The following is a 9,041-nucleotide window of genomic DNA, read 5'->3' on the forward strand; positions in this document are numbered from 1 at the left end:
TTTTTTAGTCTAAAAACTTATTTTTTAGGTTTTTTAACTAGTTCTTGCTCTACAACCATATCTAATACATCTGCTTGACTAGATTGGTCAGCAGCTGGGTTTTTCACTTCAAAACGTTTTACACGTAAAATTACGCGTTGGTCTGGATTGTGTTCAAAACCTTCGATTTGACCATAATATAATGACCAGTTTTTGTCTACATAGGTTTTAACACCTTTGTCATCGTATTTAATCTCACGAACTTGCATACAAGTTTGTGGTGCAACACCAGTACATGACTTAGTTTGTGGTGCTACTTCTAGGAAAACAGTTTTTCCTTCAGATTGATATTTTGCTTCAGGTGTCATTTTACCAGTAAAGGTATATTTTTGACCTTGAGCATCAGATACCGTCAATGTTGGTTGATCAGCGTTTGTTGTATTAAGTTCAAACGGAATAGCACGCTTTTGGAAGAGGCTGCTAGAAAATTGTTCCTGTTTCATTAAAGCAGGTTCACACGCCATCATAGTTGACATGACGTCAGCCGTTACGATGGTATTGTTTTCAACTTTCCAAGTTGTTCCTTGGCGGTTACAACCCGTTGCGATAGATAAACGGTCATTAGTAAAGTTAAGAACGATAGGTTTTTTTGTGTTTTCAGGCTGATATGACCAAGAGTAGTCTGTTAAAGCTTGAGTATTAACAGCTTTTTGACCTTGGAAAATATGTTTTTGACCAGTTTTATCTGTCACGCTTAAAATCACCTGACCATTATTGTTGCTAATTTCGATTGGTAATTTTGCTTCATTAAAGATGCTATTCGACAATTGTTCTTGTTTCATTAGATCATCTTGGCAAGCCATCATTGTCGAAACAAGATTAGAGGTAACAAGTTGGTTACCCTCAACTTTCCAAGTACCGCCTTGGCCATTACAACCCGTATTGATTGCTAATTTGCCATCTGCATTAAAGTTAAGGACAAGTGGTTTAGAAGCTTTTACATTTTGGTAAGTCCAAGCATATTCACCTAAAGTGGCTGCAAGGTTTTGTTGTTGCTCAGATACAATTGGAGCAGGAGTATTCGTAACAGTTTGACACGCCATCAAAGAAAAAGGTAACAACGCAATAATTAAATATTTAATTTTCATTTAAAAAAACTTCAAGTAAAAAAACAACAGCAGTAAGCTTAAAACATTCTTAAAAAAATAAAATGTAAACATTTGATTGTTTCGGTTTTTAAAATGTATAAGTTTGTAAGTTATTCTAATTTTCAATAAAAATAATGGTATACCCCGAAAAACGGGGTATTAGCTAATAATTAATCAAAACGATAGATATCCATACCTAATGAGCCCATTGTGAAGCTGCTGTGAACAATCGTAAAGCGATTGCCTGTGCCCATAGCAAAGAATAAAGGCGCAAAATGATCAAGAGTAGGGTGATTACGTTTTACATAAGGCAATGACTGCCAGTCTAGTACGCCATCATAATCTTGATGGTTAAGTTTATTAACAACAGTATTTCTAAAAGTTGAAGCCCACTCAGGAACTTTAGAGTTGTCTCCTTGCCAAGATAACTCTGCAAGATTATGAGTAATACTGCCTGAACCAATCAGTAAAATTTGTTTATCACGTAAAGGCGCGAGAGTTTGTCCTATACGGTAAATTTCCTGTGCGCTTAAATTCGTTGGCAAAGAAATTTCGACTACAGGAATATCTGCATCAGGATACATATGCAATAGAGGCATCCATACGCCATGGTCACGAGGGCGTGTACTATTGGCATGTGCAACAAAGTGAGCATCTGCCAATAATTTTAAGATTTCTTCAGCGAGTTCGGGCTGCCCAGGTGCGCTGTAGCGAATTTCATAGAGCTCTTTAGGAAAGCCGCGGAAATCATGCCATGTTTCGGGACGAGTTGAAATACTCACTTCAAGTGCTTTACTCTCCCAATGTGCAGACATCACAATGATTGCCTTTGGAGTAGGAAGATTTTCACCTAAACGATGTAGAGCAGGTCCTACTTGTTCGGGGTCAAGTGCAAGCATGGGTGAACCATGTGAAATAAACAGTCCGGGAAGGGTTTGTAGTTCCATTGCATTACACCTGAGTTGAAAAGCAGAATAATAGTTATTATGCCAAAATCAGGACATGATAAAAGTATCCTGATTTCAACGGATTGTTCCTAAAATGAAACGGTTGTTGTTTTTATGCACGGTGATAGGGATGATTATGATTAATAGTCATTGCCCGATATAGTTGCTCAATTAATAAAACACGTACCAAAGGATGGGGCATGGTTAGTTTTGAGAGTGACCAATGCCATGCAGCAGCTTTACGTACTTGATCAGACAAGCCATCTGGTCCACCAATAGCAAGTGCTACATCATTGCCTTCAAGCATCCACTGTTTCATCGTGTCAGCCAGTTTCTCTGTGCTGAGTTCTCGGCCACCGACCTCTAGAGCAATTAAAGTTTCATTCGGTTTTAATGTATTTAAAATACTTTCGCCTTCAATTTGACAATATTTTAAAATATCTGCTTCTGAATCATTCTTACCACGTTTGGCCATAGGAAGTTCAATGACTTGGGTTTGAACAAAAGGTTGGATACGTTTGAAATAATCTTCAAAACCAGTGAGCACCCAAGCAGGCATTTTTTGACCAATGGTCAGAATACGAATTTTCATATTATCTATTCATTCAAAAACAGCTTGCGCATTATACCTGAGGAAAAGATAAGTTCGTGGTAGTAAAATAGGCATAAAAAACGCAGTCCAAAAAACGGTGTTGGACTGCGATCAAATGATCATCTGTCTGGAGTTCAGATGATCATAGAGAATAAAAAAACAAGGCTATCTATAAAATAATAGATAACGAAGAGCACTTAATTTAATTAAATACTCTTAATACCTATTATGAGGATGGTTGGATATTTTTCAATCAAATTGTGTAACAAAAAAAAGAGAGCCGAAGCTCTCTTTTTTCATATTTTAATTAGTGACGTGCTGCTTTTGAACCTTCCACCGGTTTTACAATCGGTGTTTTAGGTAAAGGTTTTGGCATCGCAGTTAATGCTAAAGGCAAGATGTCATCAATACTTTTCACAGCTTTGATTTCTAAACCTTCTTTAACATTGGCTGGAATTTCTGCCAAATCACGTATGTTATCTTGTGGAATAAATACAAGTTTGATTCCACCGCGGTGTGCTGCAAGAAGTTTTTCTTTTAAGCCACCAATACGCATTGCACGACCACCTAAACTTGTTTCACCAGTCATTGCAATATCTGGACGAATCGCAATACCTGTAAATGCTGATACAAGGGCAGTTGTTAACGCTAAACCAGCAGATGGGCCATCTTTTGGTGTTGCACCTTCAGGTAAATGAACGTGTACATCAGTTTCTTCAAAACGAGAAGCTTCAATACCTAGCTCATCGGCACGTGTACGTACTAAAGTCATTGCTGTAGTAATAGACTCTTTCATTACATCACCAAGTGAACCGGTGGTAATGAATTTACCTTTACCTTTTACAGCTGCAACTTCAATGGTAAGTAACTCACCACCTACAGATGTCCAAGCTAGACCATTGACGCGTCCTACTTGCGCTTCATCTTCTGCAATACCAAAGTCAAACTTATGTGGACCTAAGTATTCTGGAAGATTGGCAGAAGTTACATCAAGTTGTAAGTTTTTAGACTTTTTACTTACTGCTTCTTTTACCACTTTACGCGCAATTTTAGACACTTCACGTTCTAAATTACGTACACCAGCTTCACGTGTATAGCGTTGAACAATGTCACGAATCGCTTCTTCATGAATTGTTAACTCTTTTGCACGTAGACCGTTGTTCTTAATTGCTTTTGGAACAAGGTAACGTTCAGCAATGTTAACTTTTTCATCTTCGGTATAACCCGGTAGACGAATAACTTCCATACGGTCAAGCAATGCCTCAGGAATATTCATGCTGTTTGCAGTACAGATGAACATCACTTCAGATAGGTCAAGATCAAGATCTAAATAGTGATCGTTGAACTTACTGTTTTGTGATGGATCTAATACTTCAAGCAATGCAGAAGCAGGATCACCACGGTAGTCTTGTGCCATCTTGTCAATTTCGTCGAGTAAGAACAATGGGTTCTTCACGCCAACTTTTGTTAAAGACTGCACGATTTTACCTGGCATCGCACCAATATAAGTACGACGGTGACCACGAATCTCAGCCTCGTCACGTACGCCACCAAGTGCCATACGGACAAACTCACGACCTGTTGCTTTAGCCACAGATTCACCAAGTGAAGTTTTACCTACACCAGGAGGGCCTACTAAACATAGAATCGGACCTTTGAGTTTTTTAACACGTGACTGAACAGCTAAGTATTCAACAATACGATCTTTAACGTCATCTAAGCCGTAGTGATCTGTATCAAGAATCTCTTGAGCTTTCGCAAGGTTAATGCTGACTTTGCTCGCTTTATTCCATGGCGTATCTAAAATTACTTCTAGATAGTTGCGTACAACAGCCGCTTCACTAGATGCTGGTTGCATTGCTTTAAGCTTACGGAATTCAGCTTCGGCTTTTTTGCGTACATGTTCAGGTAAATCAGCTTCAGCAAGACGTTTTTCTATTTCAGCAACGTCATCTTCAGCTCCACCATTCATGTCAGAAAGTTCACGTTGAATGACTTTCATTTTTTCATTTAGAAAGTATTCACGTTGGTTTTTTTCCATTTGGCGTTTTACGCTGTCATGCAAAGTCTGTTCAATTTGCTGTTCAGCAGATTGATTCACCAAGTAGCTCATAAGCTCTTGCAAATGTGCTTCAAATTCATCGTGCTCTAAAAACTTTTGTTTAATTTCAATATTTAGAGGCACACGTGTTGCGACGAAGAACATAAGCTGTAGCAAGTCTTCAATTTTATTAGCAGCTGCAACTAGTTCACGTGCATTACGTAATTTTGCTTCAGCATATTGAGCAAATAAAGTACGTAACTCTTGTAAACGAGTTTCTTGAGTAGCTTTATCTACGTTAATTGTCATTGGACTTAAGCTATGTTCAGCTGTCAAATGGCTATCTTCATCGATAATTTTCTCAAGCTTAGAGCGCTGTAACCCTTCAATCAGTACTTTGATACAGTTTTCATCATTCTCATGATTTACGACTTGGACAATCTTGGCGACAGTTCCATACTGATAAAGGTTATCGTGATCAATATCTTCTGTAAGCGAATCTTTTTGCGCAACTACAAATACTAAATTGTCACTGTTACGAGCCACATCAACTGCATTGATCGATTTTTCACGACCCACGAATAACGCAATTTGCATGTGTGGATAGACCACTACATCACGTAACGCTAAAAGTGGTAATACACTTGGAACCTGAGGCTCTAAGTCAGTTTTTTCATTCATAATAAGTTCAGACATGGGCACTCCTAATGAGTGACAACGAGGTTGCCATGTTTTTTATAGTGATGTGTATTTCAAAAATTACAAGGGCCTCTCTATAGAAAATGTGGAAAAAATGACTAATTTAGTCAACTTTTTTTGAAAAAATAATAAAATCATTGGTTTAAAAGAGGTAAACAATAAAACTATTTTGATATTAATAAAGCATATGAATTCAATGATCTGATCTATATTTTTATTAAATTCATGTGCTTAGAGGGCTTCTTTAATAGTTTTTGTTGAATGAAAAATCAGTATAGAAGAATGTAGCTAGTGCTGTAATAAATAGTTTATAGATGTCTTTAGGGTAATTTATAACAATCATTAAAATAGCGTATTTAAAATTTATTATTTTGCTTAATCTTAATTAATAATTTTTAGAGTATATATTCTAATGCTGGGGATAATAAATCATCTGTAGTGCATATATTTTTAGGTTTTTTATTTTTTAATAATATATAAAATTAAATATTTTAATTAAAAGAACATTTGTATAATAATTTGAGAATAAATTATTTATATTAACCAACTTAAGTTATTAACTTTTAATTTTTTAGAGTATATATTCTATTGTTACTAAGTGTTACTAAGTGTTACTAAATATTAACATATAGATACATTTTAGTCTTTATTTATCTTTTTTTAATAATAATCAAGTGCTTATTGTTTATATTAATTCCATAATTTTGTGATATACATCTCGTTTTTACTCTGTTTCCTCAACTCTACATTTACCTTGAAAATTTATTCCATTAGGATGCCGCCTCTTTTTTCCGCTCACAAAAAAACTAAAAATGTTTTTAACAACATTTTTAGGAGTCCTTGTTTTTGATATTTGTCTGAGAAGTTTTATGAATAAAGTATATAAAGTAGTTTGGAATGCTTCGATCGGAGCATGGGTTGCAACATCTGAACTTGCGAAAGGTAAAACAAAGACTAAATCAAAAACTTTAAATGTATCAGCTGTTATTTTGGTGGGAGCAATTAGTTTTTCTGCTACTGCTTTTGCCGCGACAAATACAGAGGGAGGACTTGGGGCAGGAACCTCTATTTCCGGTACTACTTCTTGTCGTGAGGGTAGTGCTAATACTGCAAATACAAAAGATATTGCAATTGGTTGTGGAGCTCAAACTCAAGATAGAACAAGCTCTAATATTGCAAACCGTAATAATCCATATAACAATACAACAGGCCCTTATGCGGGAGCACTTAAACAAGGCGGATCTGTAAGTGTTGGTACGGGAGCCGTAGTTGAGAAAGGTTTGGGAACCGCAATTGGTTCTTATGCAACGACTCAAGGTATTTCAGGGGTTGCCATTGGTACGGGAGCATTATCTTCTGGAAACACAGCTCTTGCAGTTGGGCGTCAGTCAGCTGCAACTGCTGATTTTTCACAAGCAATTGGTAATGTAGCAGCGGCGACAGGTAAAGGGTCTTTAGCGATTGGTCACTCTGCAACAGCAGAAGGTTATCGCTCAATTGCTATTGGTTCACCTGATATTGAAAATGCAGATGCTGTGGCTGGGCAAGCTGGTGCAGCTTATCAACCTAAAATGGCAACGAAAGCCACAGGTAAAGATTCAATTGCATTTGGTGGTGGTGCTTTGCTACAGAAGAAAATGCTTTAGCGATTGGTGCTTTTTCAGAGTCAAAAGGTAAAAAGTCAGTAGCAATTGGTACTGGGGCAAAAGCTCAAAAAGATAATGCCATTGTAATTGGTGACCAAGCTGAAGCAGCTTATGAAGGTGGGGTTGCCATTGGTAAAGGGGCTCGTTCAGAAGCAGAAAATAGTATTGCTCTGGGTAAAGATTCAAAGGCAACTCAAGCAACTGGTACAAGTTTTTTAACTAAAAAAGCTGCATCAACTGGTGTATTGTCTGTTGGTGACGTTGGTAATGAACGCCGTATTCAGAATGTTGCGGATGGGGCGGCTGATTCAGATGCCGCTACAATTCGTCAGCTCAAAGCTGCTCGTACCCACTATGTCAGTATTAATGATTATGGCCAGCAAGGCGGGAACTTTGACAATGATGGCGCTACTGGACTTAATTCTATTGCTGTGGGTGTTAATGCTTCTGCAAAGGGGCGCGATGCAGTAGCAGTAGGTGGGAATGCACAAGCTTCAGGTTCTGGTGCTATTTCAATGGGAAGTAGTAGCCAATCCGTAGGTCGTGGTGATGTGGCTATTGGCCGTAACGCATCGACTAAAGGTGCTGAAGGAGTCAATAGTAATCAATCGATTGCGATTGGTGATCAGACCAAAGCAATTGGAGATCAGTCTATTTCGATTGGTGCAGACGTGATTGCCCGTGGTAACTCATCTGTGGCAATTGGTGGCGATGATGTTGATAAAATCGCGCGTGATGCTGAATTAAGTAAAACTTATACTGAAATTACGGGTGGAGTACTTAAAGCTGGTGAATATCCAACAACAGAAGCCAATCATGGATCAACTGCTGTTGGTGTTCAGGCTGTAGGTACAGGAGCATTTTCTTCTGCTTTTGGTATGACCTCTAAAGCGACTGGCGATGTTTCCTCTGCATTTGGTGTCATGTCAAATGCTTCTGGTAAAGGCGCTGCTGCATTTGGTGCTGTTGCACAAGCTACTGGTGATGGTGCTTCGGCAATGGGGATTAACTCATTCGCTTCTGGTACAAATTCAACCGCAATTGGTTCAGGTAACAACCCTGGTGAAGGGGCGAAAGCAACTGGAAATAGCTCAGCTGCAATTGGTAGCGGTGCTCAAGCAACTGGTGACAATGCAGCAGCTATTGGTAAAGATGCTAAAGCTGCAGGTAAAAACTCAGCCGCAATTGGTGGTGGTGCAATTGCTGATCAAGAAAATGCTGTTGCTGTAGGCCAAAATGCTCAGTCTATGGTGAGTGGTGGTGTTGCGTTAGGTGCACGTAGCCGGGTAGAAGCTGAAAATAGTGTTGCGCTTGGTCAAGATGCTGTTGCAACCCAAGCTAAAGGAAATTCATTTCTTACCAATCGTGACGCATCTATGTCTAATGGTGTGATTTCTGTTGGTTCCGCAGGAAAAGAGCGCCGTGTTACCAATGTTGAAGATGGGTCAGCAGATTCAGATGCGGTTACAGTTCGTCAGCTTAAAAATGTTGATGGTCGTGTTAATCAAAATACCCAAAATATTACGAATTTAAATCAAAAGCTTAATGATACAAAAACTGATTTGGGTAACAAAATCACAGACACAAATAAAAACTTAGATGATGCCAAGAAAGATTTGGGCAACCAGATCACGGACACCAACACCAAGTTAAATAATACGAAAGATCAGCTCACGACCCAGATTACAGACACCAAGTCTGAGCTGAACAATACGATTACGAATACCAAAACCGAACTAAACACCAAGATTGACAGTACCAAGAGCGAGCTTGAAAACAAGGGCTTGAACTTTGCTGGTAATAGTGGTGCTGATGTACACCGTAAACTAGGTGAGAAGCTAAATATTGTGGGTGGAGCAGCAGCTTCAACGCCAGAGGCTAAAACCAGTGGTGAGAATGTTATTACCCGCACGACCAAAGACGGTATTCAGATTGAATTGTTAAAAGATTCGAAGTTTGACAGCGTAACGACTGGCAACACGACCTTGA

General features: G+C 38.5%; 4 protein-coding genes and 1 pseudogene. 1 reads left to right on the forward strand and 4 read right to left on the reverse strand.

Translation table 11 applies throughout. From position 1 onward, the window contains the following. Positions 1-17: 17 nt before the first annotated feature. The 4 genes from ACINWC141_RS00530 to lon form a co-directional block, all read right to left on the reverse strand. A complete protein-coding gene (locus tag ACINWC141_RS00530; RefSeq protein ID WP_009386613.1) occupies positions 18-1,127 on the reverse strand; it encodes an META and DUF4377 domain-containing protein in 1,110 nt (369 codons plus the stop codon). Positions 1,128-1,297: 170 nt separating this feature from the next. After that, the gene (locus ACINWC141_RS00535; RefSeq protein ID WP_009386606.1) at positions 1,298-2,074 is read right to left on the reverse strand and encodes a DODA-type extradiol aromatic ring-opening family dioxygenase; all 777 of its coding nucleotides are present in this window, start codon (positions 2,072-2,074) and stop codon (positions 1,298-1,300) included. A gap of 112 nt (positions 2,075-2,186) precedes the next feature. Beyond that, positions 2,187-2,666, reverse strand: coding sequence for a 23S rRNA (pseudouridine(1915)-N(3))-methyltransferase RlmH (gene rlmH / locus ACINWC141_RS00540; RefSeq protein ID WP_009386579.1), 480 nt, complete (start codon positions 2,664-2,666; stop codon positions 2,187-2,189). A gap of 307 nt (positions 2,667-2,973) precedes the next feature. Beyond that, a complete protein-coding gene (gene lon / locus ACINWC141_RS00545) occupies positions 2,974-5,403 on the reverse strand; it encodes an endopeptidase La (protein WP_009386562.1) in 2,430 nt (809 codons plus the stop codon). 872 nt (positions 5,404-6,275) lie between these two features. Between lon and ACINWC141_RS00550 the strand changes: the two are divergent. Further along, a pseudogene (locus ACINWC141_RS00550) lies at positions 6,276-9,041 on the forward strand (ESPR-type extended signal peptide-containing protein); the annotation flags it as partial.

Origin of the sequence: Acinetobacter sp. WC-141 (assembly GCF_000313935.1) — a bacterium.
GTDB lineage: Bacteria > Pseudomonadota > Gammaproteobacteria > Pseudomonadales > Moraxellaceae > Acinetobacter.

Bases quoted from the DNA above. Each gene is read 5' to 3' on its own strand.
- ACINWC141_RS00530 (WP_009386613.1), bottom strand. From the start codon at position 1,127: ATGAAAATTAAATATTTAATTATTGCGTTGTTACCTTTTTCTTTGATG.
- ACINWC141_RS00535 (WP_009386606.1), bottom strand. From the start codon at position 2,074: ATGGAACTACAAACCCTTCCCGGACTGTTTATTTCACATGGTTCACCC.
- rlmH (WP_009386579.1), bottom strand. From the start codon at position 2,666: ATGAAAATTCGTATTCTGACCATTGGTCAAAAAATGCCTGCTTGGGTG.
- lon (WP_009386562.1), bottom strand. From the start codon at position 5,403: ATGTCTGAACTTATTATGAATGAAAAAACTGACTTAGAGCCTCAGGTT.